The 24137-nt window shown below is 56.6% G+C and carries 19 protein-coding genes; 11 read left to right on the plus strand and 8 right to left on the minus strand.

From position 1 onward, the window contains the following. The first annotated feature begins 394 nt into the window (after positions 1-394). Positions 395-2536, plus strand: coding sequence for an elongation factor G (gene fusA / locus Fuma_RS21750; RefSeq protein WP_077025975.1), 2142 nt, complete (start codon positions 395-397; stop codon positions 2534-2536). Positions 2537-2618: 82 nt separating this feature from the next. Here the strand turns inward: fusA and Fuma_RS21755 are convergent, their stop codons facing one another. Next, positions 2619-5021 carry a PSD1 and planctomycete cytochrome C domain-containing protein gene (locus Fuma_RS21755; RefSeq protein ID WP_077028471.1) on the minus strand — a complete coding sequence of 801 codons (2403 nt, stop codon included), beginning with the start codon at positions 5019-5021 and terminating at the stop codon, positions 2619-2621. A 232-nt stretch (positions 5022-5253) separates the two neighbouring features. On the opposite strand from Fuma_RS21755, the gene Fuma_RS21760 reads away from it, so the two are divergent. Then, entirely contained in the window at positions 5254-6180 is a 927-nt protein-coding gene (locus tag Fuma_RS21760; RefSeq protein ID WP_158521093.1) for a DUF1570 domain-containing protein, read from the plus strand. Between the two features lie 77 nt (positions 6181-6257). Here Fuma_RS21760 and Fuma_RS21765 read toward each other — a convergent pair whose 3' ends face one another. Beyond that, positions 6258-7409 carry a tetratricopeptide repeat protein gene (locus tag Fuma_RS21765; RefSeq protein ID WP_158521094.1) on the minus strand — a complete coding sequence of 384 codons (1152 nt, stop codon included), beginning with the start codon at positions 7407-7409 and terminating at the stop codon, positions 6258-6260. 167 nt (positions 7410-7576) lie between these two features. Between Fuma_RS21765 and miaA the strand changes: the two genes are divergently transcribed. Both miaA and Fuma_RS21775 read left to right on the plus strand, forming a co-directional pair. Beyond that, complete coding sequence (gene miaA / locus Fuma_RS21770) at positions 7577-8545, plus strand: tRNA (adenosine(37)-N6)-dimethylallyltransferase MiaA (protein ID WP_077025978.1); 969 nt, start codon at positions 7577-7579, stop codon at positions 8543-8545. A gap of 172 nt (positions 8546-8717) precedes the next feature. Continuing rightward, on the plus strand, positions 8718-9461 hold the full coding sequence (locus Fuma_RS21775) for a metal-dependent hydrolase (RefSeq protein ID WP_077025979.1): 744 nt from the start codon (positions 8718-8720) through the stop codon (positions 9459-9461). 5 nt (positions 9462-9466) lie between these two features. On the opposite strand, the gene Fuma_RS21780 is transcribed toward Fuma_RS21775, so the two are convergent. Beyond that, positions 9467-10696, minus strand: coding sequence for a DUF1015 domain-containing protein (locus Fuma_RS21780; RefSeq protein WP_077028472.1), 1230 nt, complete (start codon positions 10694-10696; stop codon positions 9467-9469). Between the two features lie 201 nt (positions 10697-10897). Between Fuma_RS21780 and Fuma_RS21785 the strand changes: the two genes are divergently transcribed. Further along, a complete protein-coding gene (locus Fuma_RS21785; RefSeq protein ID WP_077025980.1) occupies positions 10898-11128 on the plus strand; it encodes a hypothetical protein in 231 nt (76 codons plus the stop codon). 10 nt (positions 11129-11138) lie between these two features. Further along, on the plus strand, positions 11139-12410 hold the full coding sequence (locus Fuma_RS21790; RefSeq protein WP_077025981.1) for a hypothetical protein: 1272 nt from the start codon (positions 11139-11141) through the stop codon (positions 12408-12410). Positions 12411-12513: 103 nt separating this feature from the next. Here Fuma_RS21790 and Fuma_RS21795 read toward each other — a convergent pair whose 3' ends face one another. Then, entirely contained in the window at positions 12514-13035 is a 522-nt protein-coding gene (locus Fuma_RS21795; protein WP_077025982.1) for a DinB family protein, read from the minus strand. A 270-nt stretch (positions 13036-13305) separates the two neighbouring features. On the opposite strand from Fuma_RS21795, the gene surE reads away from it, so the two are divergent. Both surE and Fuma_RS21805 read left to right on the plus strand, forming a co-directional pair. Next, entirely contained in the window at positions 13306-14073 is a 768-nt protein-coding gene (gene surE, locus Fuma_RS21800) for a 5'/3'-nucleotidase SurE (protein ID WP_077025983.1), read from the plus strand. A gap of 288 nt (positions 14074-14361) precedes the next feature. Next, positions 14362-15309: a ribose-phosphate diphosphokinase gene (locus tag Fuma_RS21805; protein ID WP_077025984.1), complete on the plus strand. Its 948-nt coding sequence runs from the start codon at positions 14362-14364 to the stop codon at positions 15307-15309. Positions 15310-15392: 83 nt separating this feature from the next. On the opposite strand, the gene Fuma_RS21810 is transcribed toward Fuma_RS21805, so the two are convergent. Continuing rightward, positions 15393-16574, minus strand: a complete 1182-nt coding sequence (locus Fuma_RS21810) for a trans-sulfuration enzyme family protein (RefSeq protein ID WP_229360705.1) — start codon at positions 16572-16574, stop codon at positions 15393-15395. Next, positions 16571-18025: a sulfatase family protein gene (locus tag Fuma_RS21815; RefSeq protein ID WP_145944300.1), complete on the minus strand. Its 1455-nt coding sequence runs from the start codon at positions 18023-18025 to the stop codon at positions 16571-16573. Before Fuma_RS21815 ends, Fuma_RS21810 begins: the two co-directional genes overlap by 4 nt. Positions 18026-18473: 448 nt before the next feature. Between Fuma_RS21815 and Fuma_RS21820 the strand changes: the two genes are divergently transcribed. After that, positions 18474-19823, plus strand: a complete 1350-nt coding sequence (locus tag Fuma_RS21820; RefSeq protein WP_145944301.1) for a hypothetical protein — start codon at positions 18474-18476, stop codon at positions 19821-19823. Positions 19824-19941: 118 nt separating this feature from the next. Next, complete coding sequence (locus tag Fuma_RS21825) at positions 19942-20889, plus strand: NTP transferase domain-containing protein (RefSeq protein WP_077025988.1); 948 nt, start codon at positions 19942-19944, stop codon at positions 20887-20889. 27 nt (positions 20890-20916) lie between these two features. Here Fuma_RS21825 and truB read toward each other — a convergent pair whose 3' ends face one another. Both truB and Fuma_RS21835 read right to left on the minus strand, forming a co-directional pair. Then, complete coding sequence (truB, locus tag Fuma_RS21830) at positions 20917-21822, minus strand: tRNA pseudouridine(55) synthase TruB (protein ID WP_077025989.1); 906 nt, start codon at positions 21820-21822, stop codon at positions 20917-20919. A 112-nt stretch (positions 21823-21934) separates the two neighbouring features. Further along, positions 21935-23179 (minus strand): BBP7 family outer membrane beta-barrel protein, encoded by a 1245-nt coding sequence (locus Fuma_RS21835; protein WP_077025990.1) that lies wholly within the window; start codon positions 23177-23179, stop codon positions 21935-21937. A gap of 579 nt (positions 23180-23758) precedes the next feature. Between Fuma_RS21835 and Fuma_RS21840 the strand changes: the two genes are divergently transcribed. After that, complete coding sequence (locus tag Fuma_RS21840; RefSeq protein ID WP_145944302.1) at positions 23759-24121, plus strand: hypothetical protein; 363 nt, start codon at positions 23759-23761, stop codon at positions 24119-24121. The last annotated feature ends 16 nt before the right edge of the window (positions 24122-24137 follow it).

Here is a 24137-nt window from a genome sequence, read left to right on the forward strand (position 1 = left end):
AAAACGTGGTTCGTTTTGGGAAAACGGGGGGAATCGGTCTTTTCTGGAAAAATGGGCGTCGATAGTATTCGCAATTCGATTTTTGCCGGTCAGGATCTGGCCACAAATGGATGGAAACGGTCGAACCAGCGGAGGCGAAAGCGAGTCCCTGGTGTGACGCCCCTCGCCGTATCACTGATTCGGCGGCGGTTGAGATACAGGCGTAGGCAAAGACGCTCGCTCAGCAGCGATGCTTCTGGCACGTGCTTTGAAGGTTGTCAATCACCTGAATGCTGTGTGGCAACCCCCTATTTTAGTTTTTCGTGCGGACGTTCCGTACATGGTACCTTGATTTGTTAAATGCTTCGGGAAACGCTCGATTGCGAACGTTTCCACCACTCAGGACGTTGGAGAAATGGCTGACCTTAGTCGTGTTCGCAACATTGGTATTTCCGCTCACATCGATTCAGGAAAGACGACCCTGACAGAGCGTATGCTCTTTTATTGCGGTCGGATTCACAAGATTCGGGATGTGAAGGGCGGCGATGGCGGCGCGACCATGGACCACATGGACCTGGAACGCGAACGCGGCATCACCATTACGTCGGCAGCCACGCGCGTGAGCTGGAAAAACGACACGCTGAAGATTCCTGAGCACGTTGTGAATATCATCGATACGCCAGGCCACGTTGACTTCACCGTCGAAGTGGAACGGTCGCTGCGCGTACTGGACGGAGCGATTCTGGTTCTGTGTTCGGTCGGTGGCGTGCAAAGCCAGTCGCTGACGGTTGACCGCCAGATGAAGCGATACGGTGTTCCGCGAATTGCGTTCATCAACAAGATGGACCGTACCGGTGCCAATCCCGACAAGGTCATGGCGGCCATGCGGGATAAATTGAAGACCAATGCCGTACCGTTGCAGATTCCAATCGGTTCAGAATCCAACTTCGTGGGCGTGGTCGACCTCGTGCGAATGGAAGCCGTCTACACCAAAGGTGACGAAGGCGAGATCATTGAACGCACTGAGATTCCTGATGAGTTGAAAGAAAAGGCCGAGACCGCTCGCATGGAAATGCTTGAGGCTCTGTCGCAGTTCGACGACGAACTGATGGGAACGCTGCTGGACGAAGGCGAAGTGGATGAGAAAGACATCCGTCGTATCATCCGTTCTGCCACGCTGGCTCAGCAGATTACGCCTGTACTGATGGGTAGTGCCTTCAAGAACAAGACGGTTCAGGAAGCTCTGGATGCTGTCACGATGTACCTGCCATGTCCGACGGACGTGGAAGTGTTCGCCAACGACAACAGCAAAGACGCCGAACTGGACGAAGATGGCGCACCGCCTCGCGTGAAGCTGACCAACGATGACAAAGACCCGATGGTTGCGATGGCCTTCAAAACGGTTGTCGAAACCTTCGGCCAGTTGACGTACATGCGAATCTACCAGGGGCAGATCAAGAAGGGGGATTCGTACGTCAACGCTCGTACCGGAAACTCCGTTCGATTTGGCCGCCTGGTGCGTATGCACTCTAACGACCGCGAAGAAATTGACGTCGGCGAAGCTGGCGACATCATGGCGGTCGTCGGTGTGGACTGCGCGTCCGGGGATACGTTCCTGGGCGATGGCGTGGAGTACTCGTTGGAAAACATCTACGTCGCCGATCCAGTAATTCGCCTGTCGATTGAACCGGCAAAGCGAGACGACGCGGACAAACTTGGCAAAGCGTTGGAACGTTTTCGTCGTGAAGATCCGACCTTCCGAGTGCTTTCTGATGAGGAAACGAATCAGACGCTGATCGCGGGCATGGGACAGTTGCACCTTGATGTGTATGTCGAACGCATCAAGCGTGAATACGGTTGTGAATGCATTATCGGTGAACCTCGCGTGTCGTACCGTGAACGTCCGACGAAGAGTGTCGAGTTCAATCACAAGCGAGCCAAGCAGTCCGGTGGTTCCGGTCAGTACGGACACGTTGTTGGCGTGATGGAGCCACTTCCGGAAGACGCTGAAAACGCATTCGAGTTCGAAAACGAAGTCACTGGTGGACGTATTCCTCGTGAATACATCCCGGCCTGTGAAAAAGGTTTCGAAGAGATGATGACGAAGGGGCCTTTGGGCGAATTCGAAATCGTCGGCCTGAAGATTCGTCTGCAGGACGGTACTTTCCACGACGTGGACTCATCGGACATGGCGTTCAAGCTGTGTGCGATGGAAGCGATGCGTGAATCAATTCTGCCGAAGTGCGGGATGGCATTGCTGGAACCAATCATGAAGCTGGAAATTGAAACTCCGGATGAGTTTCAGGGCGGAGTGACAGGACACATTTCCAGTAAGCGAGGTCTGGTTAGTTCTTCGGAAGTGACCGACGGAAGCTGCATCATTCTAGCAGAAGTGCCACTGGCGGAGATGTTTGACTACGCCAACGAAATTCGATCGATGACGCAGGGCAAGGGAACGTTCAGCATGGAATTCCTGTGCTATCGCCAGGCTCCTAAGAACGTTCAGGAAGAAGTTCTGGCTCGTCGTCGTAAGGAAAAGGAAGAGCTGAAGAAGTAGGCCACAACCTTCAGCTAAGAAACAGGGTTCTGGTGCGGCATCGCATCAGAACCCTTTCTTTTTGCGCGGCTGGCAGTGCGTTTCAATTCCGAGTGATGGTCTCATCCAGATTTAGAATTGCTCGGCTAACCGCCATCCATGACGCCATTTCGACAGAATCAAGTCTCTTCGGCTGCGGCGCCAACCCCACGCCCAACGCCTTTTCAGCTTCGGCGGGGTGAGCCTTGTAGTAACTTCGCGATGCCTGCAGCAGATCGCTAAACAGTTGCCGCTCCCGCGCGTCCGGCAGCCGGGATGTGGCCAGTTGCATCGCGTGGTCAAATCGTGAATCGTCGGACTTGCCATCAGTTTCCGTCAGGATGCGATCGGCAAACGCTCGAGCAACTTCGACGAACGTCGGATCGTTCAACAGCGTGAGTGCCGCAAGCGGAGTATTGCTGCGCGACCGCTGGGCCGTGCATTCTTCGCGAGTGGGCGCGTCGAAGGCTTTTAACATTGGGTGCAGAAACTGACGCTGCCAATGCACGTACAACCCTCGCCGCCACTGCCGGTCGTCAGTGTGGTGAGCGTACTTGCGGACGGGGAAATTCAGGTGACGATAGTAGCCCGCCGGCTGGTACGGCCGGACGCTGGGGCCACCAACTTTGTGAACCAATAGCCCTGACACCTCCAATGCGTTATCGCGGACCATTTCGGCCGGAAGGCGAAAGGCCGACTGTCGAGCGTAAAGCGTGTTGCCAGGATCCTTCTCGAGCAGTTCATCTGTCCAGGCAGATGACTGTCGATAGGTGCGGCTGGTCACAATCAGCCGCAACATCTCTCGCACATTCCAGTCGCTGTTGACGAATTCCAGTGCCAGCTGGTCCAGCAATTCCGGGTGCTCCGGCGGCGTTCCCTGGCCGCCAAAGTCATCCAGATCGGCGGCGATGCCACCGCCAAACATCAGATACCAGAAGCGATTCGCAAACACTCGCGCCGTCAGCAGGCCAGCGCCATTTTCGGCGTCGCACAACCAGTTGGCCAGATCCAGCCGCGTCGCGCGAGAACTGTTGGCTGTCGGAGTTTCGCCCAGGAACTCCGGAATCGAAGGCGACACAATCGGGCCGCTGTCGTCAAGCCAGTTGCCGCGAGCCAACAGTCGCATCTCGCGAGGCTCTTTGGCAACGCTGATCATGGTCAGGCGAGCCGCATTTTCAAGGTCGTCTATCGCAAAGCCAAGCTGCTTTCTGCGGTCCACGAGATCTTTGTTGTCTGGCGATTTCTTGAGCTGCCGCTCGACGTCTGCCAGATCGTGCTTCAGCTTCGTCAAGTGAGCGCGCTCGCGACGCGAGTGGACTTTCAATTCCGGCGCACGCTTTGTTGGCAATGCATTTGAGCCATCGCGGAAGTGCTGGTCTTCGTCCAGATCCGCAAAAAACGCGGCCAGCGAGTAGAAGTCTTTGGCCGTGTACGGATCAAACTTATGGTCGTGGCATTGAGCACACCCAACGGTCGCTCCCATCCACACGGCGGAGACATTTCGCACTCGATCAGCCGCGTAAATCGACAAATATTCCTTTGGCTGAATGCCGCCTTCGTGCGATGTCTGCAGCAGGCGGTTGTAACCGGACGCTATCTTCTGATCGACAGTGCTGTCTGGCAGCAGGTCGCCAGCAAGCTGTTCGCGAGTGAACTGATCGAAGGGCATGTTCTGGGCAAAAGCATCAATCACCCAATCGCGGTAAGGCGAAATGTTGTGGTCCTGATCTCCGTGATAGCCGACCGTATCGGCGTAGCGCACAAGATCCAGCCAGTACATCGCCATGCGTTCGGTAGCGGCGTCCGACGCCAGCAATTGGTCCACGACTTTCTCGTAAGCCTCGTCACTCGGGTCTTGGGCAAAGGCCGCAACGACTTTCGGCTGAGGCGGCAGGCCGGTCAGATCGAAGTGCACACGCCGCATCAAGGTGACCGGATCCGCCCCAGGAGACGGCTGCAGGCCTTCGGTTTCCATTCGAGCCAGGACAAAATTGTCGACCCAGTGAATCGGCCATTCGGGCGTTTTAACTTCAGGAGTCGGCTGATTTTTTGGCGGGACGTACGCCCAGTGCGGATTGATTTCGGCACCTGATGCGATCCAGCGATGCAGAATATCCACTTCCGCCTCAGTGAGCGACTTCCCCAGATGCTTCGGCGGCATCACCAGATCTTCATCGTCGCTGGTGATGCGCTTAAGCAGCTCGCTGGCTTCCGGCTTGCCCGGCACGACAACCGCATAGTCGCCTCGGTCTGCCGTCATGCTTTTGAAGTCATCGAGCCGGAGTTCGGCCTCGCGATGAGCCGCGTCCGGGCCGTGGCAGGCGAGGCAGCGGTCTGACAGCAACGGACGGACTTCACGGTTGAAATCGGGAGGCTCGGCAGCTTCCAACGGCCGAAAATCAGCGAAAACACTGGCCAAAGGGACTGTAAGCAGCAAGAAACGGAACTTGCCGGTAAGCGTCAACATGGAAACTCCTGGCCGGTCGGGGATCGTATTGCCTGATATCACTGTTTTTGCGATCATTCCCATCCCACCTAACAGGACGGCGGCTAATTGATTGTGGGGCGTTTGCCTTCGAAAGGCAACAGTTCCACTAACTGCCGTCGCCGAAATACCGCTGGCCGACTTTCCTGGGCACTTGATGAGGCGGAGCCTCAATTCGAGCGATCGCTCGAAAGCGTTGCCGTTGGTCACTCCAATGGCGCGTGAAGCATGGTACGAAACCGTTCTTAATGACCTGATTGCGCCTGATTCGTTGCACGACCGAATTACTCAGACCACAACATCCAGCCAGACTGCGCTGCGAACGCTAATCCGTTTCGCGGTGGTGGTGTGCTGTTGTACGGCCGGGTGCACGAACACGACGCCGAAAACGTTCACCGTAGAACGCCCCGTTCGTCATACGACAACAGGCGACGGCTATTCCATTCAAAGCAATTTTCCGATCGGCCGCGACGCACCGCTGGTAGGGGAACTGAATGACCTGAAGGCGGCGATCATCAGCAAGCTAGAGCTCCCGAAGCAGCGTGACCCCGTGGTCGTGTATCTGTTTTCGGACGAAGAATCCTACCGCCGTTACATGCACAGCATGTGGCCCAACCTGCCGCCGCGGCGAGCTTACTTTGTGGGGACCAGTCGCGAGCTGGCCGTGTATTCTTTCCACAGTCCAAACGTGCAGGAAGACCTGCGGCACGAATTTACTCATGGGCTGCTGCACGCGTCGCTGAACACGGTGCCGCTATGGCTGGATGAAGGACTAGCAGAATACTTCGAAGTACGTGGCAGCGAAGTCGGAGCGCCTCACGCCGCGCATCTTAAGCATCTACAAGCGGCGCGCGCCAACGGCTGGAACCCGTCGATGTATCAGCTCGAACAACTGTCTGACTTCCAAAAGATGACTCAACGCGACTATGCCGAAGCGTGGGGCTGGGTTCACTTCATGCTGGAAAGTGACGCCAACGGCCGACAGGCACTGATCGATTACATCGCAGAACTGGAAACGAAAACCATCGCACCATCGTTTATGGCACGTCTTGAGCAAGCGAATCCAGCCTACTACAACAGCATGATCGCTCACGTGTCGAATGCCGCTCAAGGCATTTCACTGGTCAGCCATGAACCATAGCTCCATTGGCCGCGAAGCTTGATCGCAGAGGCGGCCGCGGAAACAGCAACAGCTTCGTAGCCCCATCGTGCAAGACTCTACTTAACGATCGGTTTCTCTGCCTGAATCAGTTCCAGATGTTCATTCAGGCCGTCCTTCATATCGTCTGGCGCTGCTTCGATCGCAGTGGCCACCCATTGCTGAGCAGACTTAAAGTCTCCATTGGCGGCATGAGCAGCCGCAAGCGTGTCCAGTGAATTCCAGTTCTTGTACTGCGTCATCTGACAGGCTTTCGTCGCCAGTTCCAGCGCCCTCTTCGGATCGCGGACGGAACTTTCAGCGGCAGTTGCCAGCACCCATGCGAGGTCATTCACCGGCTTGTAGTCCAGCGGGTTCTTGTGCATGGCCATTTGCAGGTCGGAAATCGCTTCGGTGAACTTCTTCAATTGCCGGTATGCAAAAGAACGGTTCCCGTAAGCATCGATGTACTTATCATCAATCTCAAGCGCCGCCGAATAGTCTTTAATCGCGGCCGGGTAATCGCCCTGCTTTGAAAACACCACGCCACGATTGTTCAAAGCCTCTGGATACTTCTGATTCAACTTCAGTGCGGCATTCAAATCACGCAAAGCTCCGTCGAAATCTTCTTTCGCAATCAAACACAAAGCTCGGTTGTTAAGCGCAATAAAATGGTCAGGAGCGCTGGTAATGGCGGCGGTGAAATCCTTGATGGCGGCGTCGAAATCGTTCTGCAAATAGTGAACCTGCCCAAGGTTGTTTAGCACTCCAGCGGTGCCCGGCTTCTTTTTGAGGCTCATTTCAAAATCGGCCACAGCCTTGTCGTATTCTTCATGAACCGAATACGCGATCCCTCGCAGGTGGTAATTCTCTGGAGATGGTTGCTGTTGAATTCTTTTTGTCAGCTCCTCAATAGCGTTGTCGAACAGCACGACTTGCTTTTCTGACAACCAGCCGCCTTTTTCTGCGACCCACAGCCATTCGCCATTGGTCAGAGCCACGGTGAAGGTTTCGCCCAGATAGGCTTTCCACACGGTCTCCTTCGGTGTCTGCAAAGGTGCGCCCGCTTCTGTCACAATCACTTTTTGCCCGACGCGACTATCCTTTTCCTGCGCCTGTGCAGAAGGTTGAGCAGCATTTTGTTGCGGTGCGGCAGCGGCTGCACTGATAAGGCTGGCAGACACCAATCCGGCGGCAAGCGTGAGAACAGAATGACGAAGTAAGAGCAACATGAAACAGCTTTCTGCGGTCAGCATGATAGAATCGAAGCGGGCAGTGTAACGGGAAAATTTCGCTTTGTAGAGAGTGAATCACACCTCACAGACGGCCCCAAATCGCATTGAGCTCGTGTACGGCGTCGAGCGGCTGCAAATTGTCCATTCACCTGTTGACAATCGGAATGACCGAAGAACTCGACTACTTAAAACACTGCTGGTTCCTGGCTGGTCCAACCGCAGGTGGCAAGACCGCGACCGCGATTGAACTGGCAAAGATCCTCAACGCTGAAATCGTGTCGATGGATTCGATGGCCATCTACCGTGGCATGGATATCGGCACAGCCAAACCGTCGCGTGACGAACAGAACGCTGTGCCGCATCATCTGATTGATGTGGTCAAACCTCACCAGGAATTCAGCGTTTCCGAATACGTGCTTCAGGCCAGCGAGGTGGCAAGACAGATTCTGAAGCGGGACCGCATTCCGTTATTTGTCGGCGGCACAGGATTGTATCTGCGATCGTTACTGCGCGGAGTGTTCGAAGGTCCGCCTGCCGACTGGGAACTTCGAAACGAACTGCAGCGCGGCGCGGAAGAGCGCGGCAACGACTGGCTGCATTCAGAACTTCAAAACGTAGACCCCGGCACAGCCGCGAAGCTGCACCCAAACGATGTGCGACGCGTTGTTCGCGCAATCGAAGTATTTCGGCTGACAGGCCAGCCACTGTCGCAGCAGCAACAACAAACACCGCTGCCACCTCAGAAACGCCCGGCTGCCGTCTTCTGGATCGATCCGCCGCGAGACTGGCTGCATGAACGCATCAACCGACGCGTAGACCTGATGATGCAGCAAGGGTTGCTGAAGGAAACTCAACAGCTGCTTGCCGCCGAACCGCCTCCCGGCAGAACCGCGCGGCAGGCACTCGGCTATCGCGAAATTATTAGCCACCTCGAAGACGGCGTGCCATTGGACGATGCTGTTGAACAGATCAAGACCGGCACTCGCCAATTCGCCAAACGGCAGCACACATGGTTCCGTAATCTGGAAGAATGCAGCAGCGTGAGCATCACGGGCTCTGAGAACCCGCAGGAACTAGCGGTTCGGCTAAAGGCGATAACGGCGACTCGACCAGCTGACGAAACGCACGCTTAACTGCTGAATTCGCAGCCATGGCTGTCGAATTCGGCGGAAATTGCTGCCCCGCCTGCCCAACCGGACCGGAACGGTAGGCGAAGGCCCCACTTCGCCCAAACCCGGGTTCTCGCCAAACCGAGGTCGACTACGATTCTGCGGACTCCGTGCACCGAACCGCCCAGCAGATACCATGGCAGCTTATCGAGAACACATTACCGTCAGCGGAACGCTGGGCATTGCCTACGCGTTCGCGGCCGTGATCTCATTCGGCTTTTCGATCACTCAAGCCATCATTGCCGCCATCCTGACCTGGATTGCGGGCATGCTGCCGGACATGGATTCGGAAAGCGGCAGGCCAATTCGAGAGCTATCCGGCATCACCGCCGCGCTGGCTCCGCTGGTGCTGCTGCAGCACGCCAACTATCTGGGCATCAGTAATGATCGAGCCATGATGTTCTCGCTATTGCTGTACGGAGCGGTGCGGTACGGCGGCGCAGCCTTATTAGGAAAGCTGACGGTTCATCGAGGAATGTTTCACAGCATTCCAGCGTTAATTATTGCGTCTGAAGCGACGTTTCTGGCGTACCACAACCCGGATCCGAAAGTGCGATTGCTAATGGCTGGCGGTGTGGCACTCGGCTTCTTTTCGCACCTTATCCTGGACGAAATGTACAGCGTCCAATGGGACGGCATGCGCATAAAAGTGAAGAAGTCGTCAGGCAGCGCGATTAAGTTCTTTGGGAAGAAGCATATGCCCAACGCAGTCGCGCTGGGGCTTATGATGTTCTTTAGTTACGCATGCCTGATGAACGTCGGAATCATTCCCGACCCGAACGTGGCACCGGCTCCGGAAGTGCTGGAGATCACCGGCGACCTTGAAGCCGCTCCCGTATACCGGATGGCCGATGAACCGACCGGAGCCGTGTACCGCTGACGGATTTAGTCCAGCGAATGCACCAGCAGGCCGCTGCGGAGCTTCGGTTCGAACCACGTGCTTTTTGGCGGCATGATCTCGCCCGCATCTGACACAGACATCAACTGCACAATCGACGTTGGGAACATAGAAACGGCACACGCCCAGTCGCCGCTGTCGACTCGTTTTTTCAATTCGTCAGTGCCGCGAATACCACCGACGAAGTCGATACGCGAATCCGTCCGAACGTCGCCGATGCCAAAAATTGGTTCCAGCACGCGCTGCTCCAGAATCGCGACATCCAACGACGCGATCGGATCGTCCTGATCGATCGTGTCAGGTGAAACCGTCAGGCGGTACCAGGAATTTTCGAGGTAGATGCAGAACGAGCCGGCGGCTTCGGGCACAGGATCATTGGTCGGTTCGACCTGTCCAACTTTGGCCAGCGCGTTCAGTACGTCGTCGACCGATTGCCCATTCAAATCCTTGATGATGCGATTGTAAGACAGAATGTTCAACTGCCGCGCGGGAAACAGGACCGTCAAAAACCAGTTGTACTCTTCATCGCCCGTGTGATCCGGATTCGCCGCTCGGCGCTCCGCCCCAGCGCGCCATGCGCTGGCAGAACGATGATGGCCGTCAGCCACGTAGAACGATTCCACCGCGTTCAATTCTTGTTGATACGGCGTGGCGTCTTCAATTGCCCAAACGGTGTGCTGCACGCCGTCAGGAGCCGTGAAGTCGTAGAGCGGTTCGCCTTTCTGAACGGCGTCTACCATCTCGTCGACGGCGGCCACGTCTTTGTAGGTCAGAAAAACAGGGCCGGTGTGAGCGTTCAGAGTTTGTACGTGGCGAGTGCGATCGTCTTCTTTGACCTTGCGAGTTTTTTCGTGCTTCAGAATCAGGTTGTTTTCGTAATCGTCAATGTGGCAGCAGCAGACGATTCCCGATTGAGCGACGCCATTCATGATTTGGCGGTAGACGAACAGACGTTCCTTATCGTCTCGCACCAGCACGCCGTCGTTCAGCAGGCGGTCAAGATTTTTGCGAGCCGTCGCGTAGACTTCGTCGGCATAGGGGTTGGTGTCCGCCGGAAGATCGATGTCCGGTCGCACTACGTGCAGAAAGCTGTCCGGATTGCCGCTCGCCAGTTCTGCGGCTTCTTCGCGGTTGACCACGTCGTAAGGCACAGACGCGACTTTGGCAGCAGATTCCGGGTTCGGACGAATGGCCTGAAACGGCTTGACGCGAGGCATGGATAGACAGCTTTCGACTTCAGAGTGAGGAGGTGCTTGCAAAGAACGCTGGAATTGAAGCGACTGTTCGACGGTGGTCCAAGTGACAGCACGGCCAACGCATCGAATTTCGCTCATTTCCCGAATCAGGGCATTTTCAAATGCGTTCCGGCACGCAGGTTTTGATGGTTTTCACGTCGCCCTACTGATATTGTGCCTCCTATGGAAATCGAACGAAATCTGGGCGCTCAGCCGCTTGCCGAATTGCTGACGAAGTTTGAACTGAAGGCGCACGACCTCGTCGCGGCGTCTGACGAGCAATTGACTCATAAGCTGATTTCGCGAGCCTCAAAAGGGCGGCGACTGACGGATCGCAGCAAGGCAAAGGTGGTTCGCGCGTTCAACCTGGCAACGAACCAAACGTTCGAAACGCGACAATTGTTTAACTACTGAGACAGGCACTATGGTCATCAAAGTTCGCTGCCGATGCGGCAAGGGAATCAAAGTGCGTGATTCGGCAGCGGGCAAGCGAGTCCGGTGTCCGGAATGCAGCAAGCCGGTCAAGATTCCCGAACCTGTGATCGAGGAATTCGACGACTACGGCGATGACGCCTACGAAGATGATCCGTATGACCAGCCCGCCGCACCTCCACCGCGACGCCGAAAGCCGGCCGCGTCCGGGAAGCGGCCCTCCAAAGCGAAGAAGAAATCAGCGGGCGGCGGTTCGAAGCTTCCGCTGTTAATCGGAGGCGGAATCGCGGTCGTCGTTCTGTTGATCGGCGGCGCATTGTACGCCATTTTCAGCGGCGGAGATTCTCCTGACGCTCCCGCCGTTGCCGCAAACAATCCGGGGCAGTCCCCGCCTACGACGACACCAATGCAGCCCCCGGCAACGGAGCCGCCGCCATCAACTCAAGCAGATGATCAGCCGCCCGCAGCGTCCGCACCAGCCAACGCCGTCGCCGAAACCAATCAGAATTCTGCGGCCCCCGCAGCCGATCCGCCGATGACGACTCCGCAAACAACGGCAGCAAGCGGCAATCAGTTGTGGGTCGTCTTGTCTGACTTCAAAGAAGTGGCGAATCCGCAGTCAATTGGCAAAGCGCATCAAGTCAACTACCGCGTTGCCGCGGGTGCTCCTGAAACCGGCAAGGCTTACGTGCTCTACATGGGTTCTTCAATGGGCATGATGGAACGGTTTTACGAAGTGCCTGTAGAAATTCAGGCCAGCGGAACCGTGCAGATCCCACCCGCGATTGGGATGGCGGGTGACCTGCGAGCGTACCTTGCGTTGAAGAAGGGACGCCGCGAATGGAAGCCGGTCTCTGGCGAGATCGCAATCGGGGGACAGCCGACGTCGCCGAAACGTCCGCCAACAATCGTGGAAGCAGCCGGCGCAGCAGCTCAGGGAAAGGCGCTTGCACTCGCCAACGGCCGCTTAGAGAAAGCGCGCAGCCGCATGGCGGTCGTCGTCGATTACGTCCTGCAGAAAAAAGCGGACATGGGACAGCGCTATTTTCTGGTGGTCAGCGGCGGCGGCGACAACATCGAAGCCGATGTGACCATGGACCTTTCACGAGCGACGGTCGGGAAGAAAGGCCAATTTGGTCTTGCAGTAATGCCTGGTCGAAGTTTTCCGGCAGGGGACCTGAAGGTCCACGTGGAGACTCGCAAGAGCCGTATCCGCCGTGAACCTGGTACCGTCGCGTCGAACACCGTGTCGGTTCAACGCTAAGCTACAGTGTGTTACGCCGACTTGTGGTCGCGGAACAAGCGTTTCGTAATATGAAGGCTGTTTGCCACGAGCCCGAACCGTCCACGACAAAAGGTAAACTGCTCTAAGCTGCGCCAATGCCCTGCATTCTTCGCCACGCACTCATTTGGCCCAGGTGCATCATCATGTGGCCGCCAGCGTAGAAAGCATGCATGGAACCAAGCGTTGGAAATTTTTCCGTCATCGGTCCGCCGAGTGGATTCGGTTGCTGCAAGGCTTCGTCCGACGTCGCCTGCAACGCTTCCAACACAGTTCGATAACCGGTGAAGAAAAATTCCGTCACTTGCTCCATCGGCGGATAAATCGTGCCGCGCGGGTCGTCTACACACTGAGCATTCTTCGAAAAGACGTCTTGAAATGCGTCCGGCGTCGCGGGCGCATCGTGGCCGAGGTCTTTCAGCATGATGGGCCCGTACAGGCTAAGGTGGCCATACACAAACGCGGCGTGATTGGATTCAACGATCTGTCCGCCGGGGCTGCCGAAGCGAGCGAATTGATCTGCCTGAACATCCTTCAGCAGGCGTTCGGCATAGCCCAGGCTAAGTTGCAGAGAATCCGAAATAGTGAACCCAAGGGAACGAGACATCAGCGACGATCCAGAAAAATGTTGGCGAGAAGTCTGTGTAACGCGGAAGCGGGAACTTAACATTTCATGCGGGAAAATTCACCCATCGGTATTCGACGATTACGCAGCAGGGGAAACAGGATTCGGGAATTTGTGGGTTTGGCGTGGGAATGCACAGACCAACGTCGCCACAGGAGCGGCATGTGTAACAATGACGGCACGCGGACATCGCGAATTCGAAATTTGAAACTGCACCATCACCCGACTACCGCAGGGCCCCAGAAAATCACCATGAAGTTTCTCATCACTAACGACGACGGTTTCGATGCACCAGGCCTGGCCGCTTTGTATGAAGCGCTGGCCCCGTTGGGAGAAGTGCGAGTCGTCGCACCAGCGGTTTGTCACAGCGCGAAGGGGCATGCCGTGAACACGCATTCGCCCATCCGCATCGAACGTCGGGAAGTGGCTCCGTTTGGCCCGATCGAGATCGTGGAATCTTCGCCCGCCGATTGTATCCGCGTGGGTTTGTGTGCACCGGGAGCCGAGCGACCAGACTTCGTCGTCGCGGGTATCAATCCAGGAGCAAACCTGGGCGTCGATCTGTTCTACTCCGGCACCGCGGCCGCGGCCAGAGAATCGGCGATTCTGGGTGTGCCCTCGCTGGCACTGTCACGCTACATTCGAGCGGACCATTCCGTCAACTGGACGGCTCTTAGCCAGCACGTCACGCGAATTGTCAGCCTGCTGACTTCTGACGAACACCGTCTGGATACGGGCCACTTCTGGAATGTGAACTTTCCAGCCATCGACGACGATGCTCATCCGCCAGACATCACATTCGCCACGCAAAGCCTTCTCGCTCACGACATTCGGTTTCGTCCAGCAGCAATTCAGCCCGATGGCAACGGCTCCGTCACGATGCTGGAATACGCTGGCGAATACAAAAGTCGAGGGAAAACAGGCACCTGCGACGTCAGCCATGTCTTCGAAAACCGGATTGTCGCGACCCCAATCGACCTCTGCACGACGGCCAAACACGCCTCAGTCGCAAAGTCCTGACAATGCTCGGCCCTTGCCTCGGTGGCGTGGTGAGCGTTTACGCATAGGACGCTCAACCGCCGCACCGCTCCTGTTGGTCGCATTTGGGAATGATGTGTGACTTTTCGCCAGAGTGGTTGGGACACACCCGGAAACCAGGGCCAAACGGGGTTTTCGGAAAGGATCCGGTTTTCTCCAGTCACCGCAGCCTGCGCTGATTGACTCAGCACAATTGCTTCGTCAGGATTCCGGAACAAAGCCATCAGCCCGGACTCACACCGCGATTAACGTGGAAGGCAGAGCCACAGCATGTACGAACGTCTGACGATTTTGAGCGGACGCGGCAATCCAGCCCTCGCCACAGAAATTGCCGAATATCTCGGCATTGGACTGGGGCATGTGGATGCATCCAACTTCCCGGACGGCGAAGTCAGCGTCAAGCTCAATCAGAATGTGCGCGGCTGCGACGTGTTTATCGTGCAGTCGACTTCACCCCCGGTGAACGACAACCTGATGGAGTTGCTGATTCTGATTGACGCCTGCCGCCGCGCCAGCGCGGCTCGTATTACGGCCGTCATTCCGTACTTCGGTTACGCTCGCCAGGACCGCAAAGATTCGGGCCGAGTTCCCATTACGTCAAAGCTGGTGGCCAACCTGATCGTTCAGGCTGGCGCTCACCGAGTGCTCGCGATGGACCTGCACGCAGCTCAGATTCAAGGCTTCTTCGACGTACCGGTCGACCACCTGTACGCCGCGCCGATTCTGGACAAGCACTTCAAGTCGATGGACATCGCTCTGGAAGACCTGGTGATTGTCAGCCCGGACGAAGGCAGCATCAAACGCAGCTTGCAGCATCAGGAAAACCTGGGCGGTTCACTCGCGATCGTCGACAAACGCCGCGCGAATGCACTGGAAACGCGGCAGGCAAACCTGATCGGCGGCCCCATCGACGGCAAAACGGCGCTGATTTTTGACGACATGATCACGACGGCCGGCTCCATCACCGGTGCCGTTAAAGTCGCCCGAGAACACGGGGCTCGAAGAATTTACGTGTGTGCGACTCATGGAGTTTTCTGCGGCCCGGCCGTGGAGCGGCTGAACGCGTCGCAGGTGGACGGCTTGGTCGTATCGAACACGTGTCGCGACGCTTCGAACCCGCTGTTGAAAAATCTGACAACTGTCAGCGTCGCCCCGTTGCTGGGCGAAGCGATTCGGCGAGTGCACCGGAACGAATCCGTAAGCTATCTGTTTGACTAAAGCAGTCTACCTTTGATTGTGAACGATTCGGGCTTGTGGTGAACAGCCTTCATAGTCCGAAACGCTTGGCCTGCGGCCACATGTCAGCGAGATTCGGCGTAACCGCTGGCTGAGTTCAACGCCGCGTCGAGTTCAGGCTTGAGTTGCTCAATGGGTTCAAGGCCGACGGAGATTCTTACCAGTTCGTCGGTGATGCCGATGTCTGCTCGTTCTGCTTTCGTCATGAAGCCGTGTGACGTTGTGGCGGGGTGAGAGATCGTGGTGCGAGCGTCTGCCAGCGTCGCCGAAAACGGAATGGACTCAGCCGCCTGCATGAAAGCATTGACTCGCGCTTTGCCGCCGTCCCGAAACGCGAACGAAACGATTCCACCGGTGCCGTCTGGATACAGTTCTGTGGCCAGCCGGTGAGTTCCATGGTGCCTTAGCGTGGGATGATACACCGTTGCCACGGCCGGGTGCTGTGACAGGAATTCAGCAAGTTGCGAAGTTGTCTTCGTAATCTGCTGCATTCGCAGTGGCAGGGTGCGCAGGCCGCGTTGAGTCAGCCAGCTTTCGAACGGGTTGGCATTCTGTCCGAACACGCTTGAGGTGGCTCGCACGGCACGCATGTGAGACGCCGATCCGGCAGCGACGCCCAGCATTACGTCGCCGTGACCGTTCAAATACTTCGATGCACTGTGGACTACGATTTCCGCTCCATGTTCCAGCGGGCGAATCAGCTCCGGCGTGGTGAAGGTACTGTCAACAACCAGCGGCACACCGTTGAGTGCGCTGGCAATCGATGCAATGTCAGCGACTTCCAGCAGCGGGTTGGAGACCGTTTCGATCAGGCAGAACTTTGTGGACGTCTGCAGATGGCCAGCGACTGAGGCAGCGTCGGTCGCATCGAAGTAACTGACGTCCACACCGAACTGTTGCTGCAATCGCCGCATCAGTTTTAGAGTAATACCGTACAGCGAACGGCCCACCAAAATGTGGTCACCAGTGCCTGCCAGAGTCATCGCGACAGCTGCGATGGCTCCCATGCCGGATGCAAAGACGGCTCCTGATTCTGCGCCTTCGAGCGTAGCGATCGATTCGGCCAGCGCCTTGTGATTCGGATTGCTGTCGCGCGTGTAGATGTGGCCATCGGCCGTTCCAGCGTGGAGTGCGGCCAGCACGTCCAAATCGGGAATGTCAAAGGCCGTCGTCTGGAAGATCGGCGGCGAACTGGCCGGTGTCACGATCGGTGGAACGTGGCCCATACGAGAAGGGTGCTGAGTCACTTGCTGTCCTTTCTCGCGATTGTGGCGTGTCGCCCAAAGGAATCGCCGCTGGGCAGTTGGTGCCGGTCCAACCACGGATCCGGTGTGGCATGACAGCGTTGCTTTAACCTGGCAAGCAGCTTATCGCGGACGGCCGCGTGTTCCGGCATCGCAGCGAGGTTGTGGATTTCATCGGGATCGTTTTGCAAATTGTATAGTTCCAATTCATCGCGAAACAGAAACTGCTTCACGGTGCGAGGGCCAATGGTTTTTTCGCCGTCGTCAATGGTGCGAATCCATGTTTGGCGGCTGAGCGTGTCGATGGGATTCGGAAATTCCAGCCTCCATGCAATATTCCAGATCAGCTTATAGCGCCGAGTCCGTAGCGTTCGCATGGGGTAGTACATCGTGACTTCGTGGCAGACGTGGCTCAAAAACACTTCGTCCCAGCCCGCAGGATATTCCTGGTTCATCGCCGATAGAAAGCTGCGCCCATCGTAGTGGTCTGTGTCGCGAGCCGTATTTGTCCAGTCGACGATGGTCGGAACGATATCGGCAAGCGTCACCATCGCGTTGCATTCGGTGCCGCGATTTTTCTTTCGCGGGTTCCGCACGATGAAGGGAACTCGCACACCAGGTTCGTAGTGATTGGCCATCGCGCCGGGTTCTGACGAACCGTGATCGCTGGTGAAAATCACAAGCGTTTCTGAGGCGGTTCCTGTTTCTTCCAGCACGTCCAGCATGCGATTGACTCCTGCATCCATGCGACTGATCAACTGATAGTAACCTGCAAGGCCTTCGCGCACCCAAGGTTTGTCAGGCAGGTAAGACGGCACACCGATCTTTCGCGAATCGTATTCTTCGGGTGTGATGCCGGCGAAGTCTTTCCGGATACCCCAGCCTGGAGCATTGCGCGACGTGGGATGTGGGTCGCTGTAGCCCATCGTTAGAAAGAAAGGTTTTTCTGCGGCCTTTGCCTGCTGAATAAACTGCTTGCCAGCTTCCGCCATCCGCATCACATCGCGGCTGTTGAGCTTCGGGTTATACGTGAACGGATACTGTTCTTTCGGCACGGTATGTTGCTTGCCAAGCAGAGCAGTGTGGTAGCCCTTTTTTCTGAGCCGCGTGAAGATGGTTTCGGTCTTTGGATTCAGGACAAACGTATGCACGCCGTGCCCGTGTCCATATTGACCGTTGGCCGGAGTCAACAGCCCGGTGTACAGGACCGCTCGACTGGGACCGCATGACGCCGTCGTGGCGAACCCGTAGTTGAACTTCACGCCGTCCGACGCGAGGCGGTCAATGCCAGGCGTTCGCACGTCTGAGTTTCCGTAGCAACCGCAGTCCGGCCAGCTCTGATTATCGGACACCAGCAGCAGGACGTTTCGTTTCGTCTGACCGAAAGCGGTTGTGGCGAGGCACGCGCAAATTGCGAGAAGTGCGCAACAGCGTTGGAATCCGAAATGTTGCATGTTGATGTTCCGGCAGAAGCGAAAATGGTCGGCTGTGTGCACCAGCAGATTATCCGGTCAAGCTCAAGAATTCACGCGTAGGGCTCCCCGGATGGAAGTACGTGCGCTCCGTTTTTTTCGCGGCCCCGGGTGGCGGCGTTGTGTGCGGAACCGAAAAAAGCAGCATTCTGCCGCCTTCGGCAATAATTGCAGAAAGGAGCGTCGCTCGCCTCGCTGCGGCAGGAATCGCCGAAGAAGGCCGTGTGTCTGGCATATTTCGGCTCTTAGACAGCGCAGTTTGTGCTGCTTTGCTCAACCTGGTGTTGACGAGAATCGGCGAAACGGCAGAAACTATTGAAAACCTCTCATGGCGGAGGCTAGCTGCAGATTCCATGCAGTTACCTCGGCCGATTCGAGCTCCCCAACGGTCGCTCGATCCCACCTTATGGCTTTAAACAGGGTGCTGAAAGTGAATCCACTTTGCGCGTACCTACAGACACATTTTCGCCACAAAACGCGGGCCGCTGCGTTGGTTCTGACGTGCCTGATCACGGTATCGGCGTCCGCTCCGGCGGGCCTGTTCGACGGACCGCGCGGACCATTGGTCCGTTCGATGTTTCGTTCTGTGTCCAGCCCGGAAACCATCTTCCGAGCTCAATCCGGCGATGGCGTGCCGTTGCCGCCGGGTGCCTCCGGTGGTGCCACAATCGGAACGCCGCCCGCAGGCAGCTTCCCAATGGGCAACCCCGCACCGCAAACCTACAGCATGCCGCCGGGTTCGGTCCCGTCTGATTCAGTGCCGTTCGGCTCTTATCCGACAGATCCGAACGCGTTTGGCATCCCCACCAGCCCTGAACCATCCACATGGAACGCGTTCTCGCCACCGATCAGTCCGGATCCATTTGTGCAGGATCCAGGTCTCGGCAACGCTCCCTACGCGCCGTATTCGCCTTACAGCTCCGGTTCCGTTGGAAGTCCGTACAGTGGTGGGTTGAGCCAGCCATTCAGCACGCCCGGCACAACAGGCCCTCAGCCCTATCGACAGGGCTGGCAGCCTCGCCTGGATATCGAATGGATGCCGGAAAGCAATGCTGGCCCGGGCTCATCAGGCGACTTCGAACAATTCGGTGCGGACTTTGATATGGCTTACACCGGCCCGTTCATGCCGGGCTGGATGTTTACATGGACAAATCAGTTTCGCCTAAGAAACTGGGACGGCCCCGGAGCCGGTCCTGGGCTGCCGGGCAAAGCTTTTCACTTCGGCGTTGACTTCGAACTGGAAACACCAAGCGCCGGACCGATCAGTATGAGTCTGGGAATCACGCCTTCGATTAACACCGATTTTGCCGGCTCATTGGGCCAGGACGCGTTCCAGCTGGACGGTCGCGGCATGTTTATTTTCAAAGCCAATCAGTATTGGGATATCGTTCTGGGAGCCGCTTACTGGGACCGCGTTGACGACAGGGTAATTCCCTACGCAGGTCTGGTTTACCGCGACGACTTCTGGGAATGGCGGTTGATGTATCCAGAAAGCATGGTCAGCGTCTTCATGGGTAACGGACCGGGTGGTTCCACCTGGCTGTACGCTCGAGCCGAATATCACGTCGAAGCGTACGAAGTCCAAACAACAGGCGGCATCGACCAGGCGGAACTGGAAGACTATCGAGCGGTGTTGGGCATACGAACAGACAATGGCAGTTCGTCGTGGTTTCTGGAAGGCGGTTGGGTCTTCGAACGCAATGTTATCTATGACAGCCCGTTAAACACTGGCTTCTCGCCCGACAGCGGCTTCATCGCACGAATGGGTTGGCGATACTAATCGTTCGATCGATTAATCCTGCTTCTGCAAGAAGCAATACGCCAGCCGCCGGTTATCGCAGCGCTGTTCCCCGCACGCCTTCATCTGTAAACACATCCAGAGATTCCTGAGACCACGAATGACTGCTCCCGTTGCTGTAATCCTGGCCGCCGGCAAAAGCACTCGGATGAAATCCGAAACGCCAAAGGTGCTGCACCCCGTCTGCGGTCGTCTGATGATCGACTACGTTCTCGACGCGGCTCGCGCAGCGGGTGTGGAGAAGAGCGTCGTCATCGTGGGGCACAAGGCGGACCTGGTGCGAGAAGCTTTGGCCAGCCATTCCGATGTGGTCTTCGCTGAACAGGTGGAACAAAACGGGACGGGCCATGCGGTGATGATGGCGGAACGGGAACTCAAATCGCATCAAGGTTCCGTGCTGATTCTGGCGGGTGACACACCGTTGCTGCAGGGATCGTCGCTGAAAGCACTGTTGGACGCTCAGGCATCTGAAAAAGCGGCCTGCGTGATCGGCACAGCGGACACTGAAAATAACGAAGGGCTGGGTCGAGTCGTCCGCACCGCAAGTGGGGACTTCGACTGCATTGTCGAACACAAAGATGCGTCTGAAGACCAACGCCGCATCACAGAAATCAATACCGGCTGCTACGCGTTTGATACTCAGCTGCTGCTGAGTTCCCTTCGGAAGCTGAAACCCAACAACGTGCAGTCAGAATACTATTTGACGGACTGTCCTCGCATCTTGATGGATGACGGGCACAAGGTCGCCGCCAGTTGCAGCCTCACGATTGAAGAAGCGATCGGCGTCAACAATCGAATTCAACTGGCTGAAGTTCGAAGCCACATTCAGCGTGAGCACCTCAACCAAATCATGCTTAGCGGCGTGACGATTGTTGACCCCACCCAAACCAGCATCGACATCAATGTTGCGATCGGCAGCGACACAGTGATCAATCCGGGTTGCGTGATTGAAGGCGACGTCACCATCGGAGCCAACTGCGTCATTGGCCCGCACGCTCACATTGTGGGTCCGAAAACGATCGCAGACGGCAGCCACGTTGGTCGCTGACCGGCCGTCCGGCTATTCGCGAAACCGCTACGTTGACGCCTTGCTGACAAACACCGTGCGCGGCTGCAATCGTTGACTGGCCGCATCGTATTCCGCCATCGCCAAGAGGCGAGTCGCGTCACTCGACACCAAAGCAACTTCGGTGTCGGACGCCTTGTATGGCTGAACCCATCGCGTTTTCGCGGCGACAATGTTCCGGCCCAGAACGATTTCCGACTCATCATGCTCCGTGCAACGGTACTGAGCCACTCCGGCGACGACATCAATTGGGTTGGCGAGCTGAGATGCAAGGTTATCTGCTGAAAGCGATTGCGGATCGATGGCGTCCTCAACGGAAAACCGGCCAATCGCCGTGCGTTCAAGAGCACTCATTAGGCCGCCGCAACCGAGTTGCGTTCCCAGATCCCGCGCGATGGATCGAATGTAGGTGCCGGAACCGCATTCAATGGTGACTCGCAATCGCGGCCAATCGAACTGCTGAAGCTGAATGCCGTATACGGTGACGGGCTTCGCTTTGAGGGTCACGTCTTCGCCCCGGCGAGCCTTCGTGTAGGCTCGCTGACCATTCACCTTTACAGCAGAAAACGCGGGCGGAACTTGTTCAATCGTCCCAACGAAAGTCTGCAGGGCGTCTTCAACCTGCTTCGCTGTGAACACTGCTTCGGTGGGTACGTTTTCGACAGCCCCGGTCGCATCATCGGTGTCGGATCGTTGTCCGAGCACGAAATCTGCAACGTACGTCTTGGGCGACTGCTGCAATCGCGAAATCAGCTTTGTGGCTTTTCCCAATGCGACCAGCAACACGCCGGTCGCCATGGGGTCCAGTGTCCCGGCGTGACCAACTTTGACGGGTTTCACGATCCGCTGCACCACGTTCACCACGTCTCGCGAGGTCATGCCTTGCGGCTTGTGCAGGTTCAGAATACCAAACATACTTAGTGCAGGACTTTAAGAAGATGCCTCGAGATCCAAAGGCGAATACTAAGAAGCCCGGCTTTTCGAAAAGCCGGGCTTCTGTTGTGTCACATCTATTTCGCGTCTGTGGTTAATATCGCAACACACAACCGACACTCAGGCCGCGAGTGTAGAACGATTCCAGATCGACCTGCTGACGGAGATCAGGAACGAACCCGCCAGCTTCGCCAGCAACGCTGTCATACGCGATGTTGTCGAACGGACGAGTCATGCGGTAGATCCACATGAAGTCGTAGCCGCCGAAGATCGAAAAGTTCGGCGTGATATGAATCTCACCCGTGAAGCTGACCTGCACAATCGGCGTGAAGTCGATATCGGATTCTGAGTAGCTGGTACCCGCGACGCCGAGCGGTGACGACTGAGTGTTGGCCGAGTAGTCGTTCAATGCGAACGCGATTCGCGGCGTCGCACTTAGCGAAAACCAGCGATTCTTCATCGCCATGCGAGCACCGACTTCCGGGCCATACATGTTGTTAATCGTATCGCCACCAAACGTTGTGACGACAGGGGTGTCCAGCCCACCAGAACTGTTCACGCCGCGGTTGCGGAATTCTTCTTCATACGCGATGTAGCGAATGCCGCCCAGCCACTGCCATGACGTGTCCGCATTGGGAACGTATGGCTTCGACAGAAACGTCGCTTCGCCGCCCCACATCTGGGTATGAATCGAAGTGCTGAAACTGTCGTCAAAGATCAGATAGTTGGCCGTATCAGCACTGGCCACGCCACCACCGCTTAGCAACGGAATCGCAACGTTCGGAAACGCTGTGGTACCAATCGTTTCAGCCCCGGTGTCGCGACCAGCAAACAGATTGGTACGGCTCAGCGAGTCAGAGTTCTGTTCTGTGCCGAAGAACTGTAGCTCGAAGTCGGCGTTGGCCAGGTCAAGGCCCCATGTGCCTCGAACGCCGCGAGTGTCATCCAGCCCCAGGTTGCCGAGATTCGGGATCACGGCTTCACCGGCTGGCGTGCCGTTCTGATTGTCGAACACAATCAGTGGGTCAGTCACGTCAGTCAACGGAGCCCCGACCCGCACGCTGCCGGGTCGGCTAACGTTCCAATGCAGGTATTCGAACCGCATCCAGCTGCGTTTGGCAATTTCGCCAAACAGCCTTTCAACTGGTTGCTGATCGTCCCACAACGCGGGTTTCGACCCGGTGTAATGATCGAGGATCGGAGCCTGATATTGAGACTGCGGCGCGTGGATACCGGGCATTTGCCAGTGGCCACCGGGGTGCTGCGCCTGACTCACTGAACAGAAAGTCAGAGCAAAGCTCATCAGGATCAGTGATCGGAACAGGTTCGGACGGAACATACGAACCGGACCTTTGCAAAGTCGCCGGCAGGTTTTCGATGTCGAGGCACGGTCCAGAGACCGTCCACAGACGACATTACGACATCGCTGACCTGACCGACCATGTGAAAACATAGTCTGCTTTCGTCGATATCGGTTTATGATGGCTGTAATCTTTGCTCCAAATCTGCCGCTCGTGCAGTTTTTATGGCTTGTGGAATATGGGTAACTTACAGAGCCTAAGCCAACCTCAACAAAACCACGCAGCATTGGCGTGAAGGAAGCATGCACACCAGCTTTGTGCCGGTTCTTATTGAACAAGGCGAAGACACGCTGCATCAATGCGGCTGGCTCGGCAAACCAATGCGTCCTCAAGGTGCCTGTAAGCTCCCGACGGAACTCAGTTGGGCGGGGTTACCATCAACCCGAAAGAACACTGCATCGCCGTCAGAACAGCGACCTATATTCCCGTAGGTTCACACTTTCTGAGGCAACGCTATGCGTATTGACACGACAATTGCAGCATTCAACGCGCACTCACTTCGCTTCGCGATGTATGGGGTGGCGCTTTTGCCCGTGGTATTTTTCCCCGGTTGTTCAATGCCTTCGATCGAAGCGCCAGCAGCCGTTGCGGAGTTCGACGTGGACTTTGAGCAGGTTCCGGTAGCCATCACGGAGCCATTGCCAGTCTCAGAAGCCGAAGCGCCGCCTGCTCCGTATCCGCATCGCACAAATCCGTTTCTCGCCCCGGCGCAGGGTGAAGGTGGCCAGGCGGAGTCGGTTCACCTGAAGGGTTTCGTTTACGTTGATCAACCCAAGGCAATTTTGTCGATCGATGGCAAGACTTCGATCGTGGTTGAGCAGCAGGAACTGCGCGGCTTGAAGGTCATCAGCATCAATCCGCCGCTCGTCACGCTGCAACAGGGCGAACTGCGTCGACAATTGGCGTTGTCGGCGAATTGATTGACGACGTGGCGCC

The organism is Fuerstiella marisgermanici (genome assembly GCF_001983935.1).
GTDB classification, from domain to species: Bacteria; Planctomycetota; Planctomycetia; order Planctomycetales; family Planctomycetaceae; genus Fuerstiella; species Fuerstiella marisgermanici.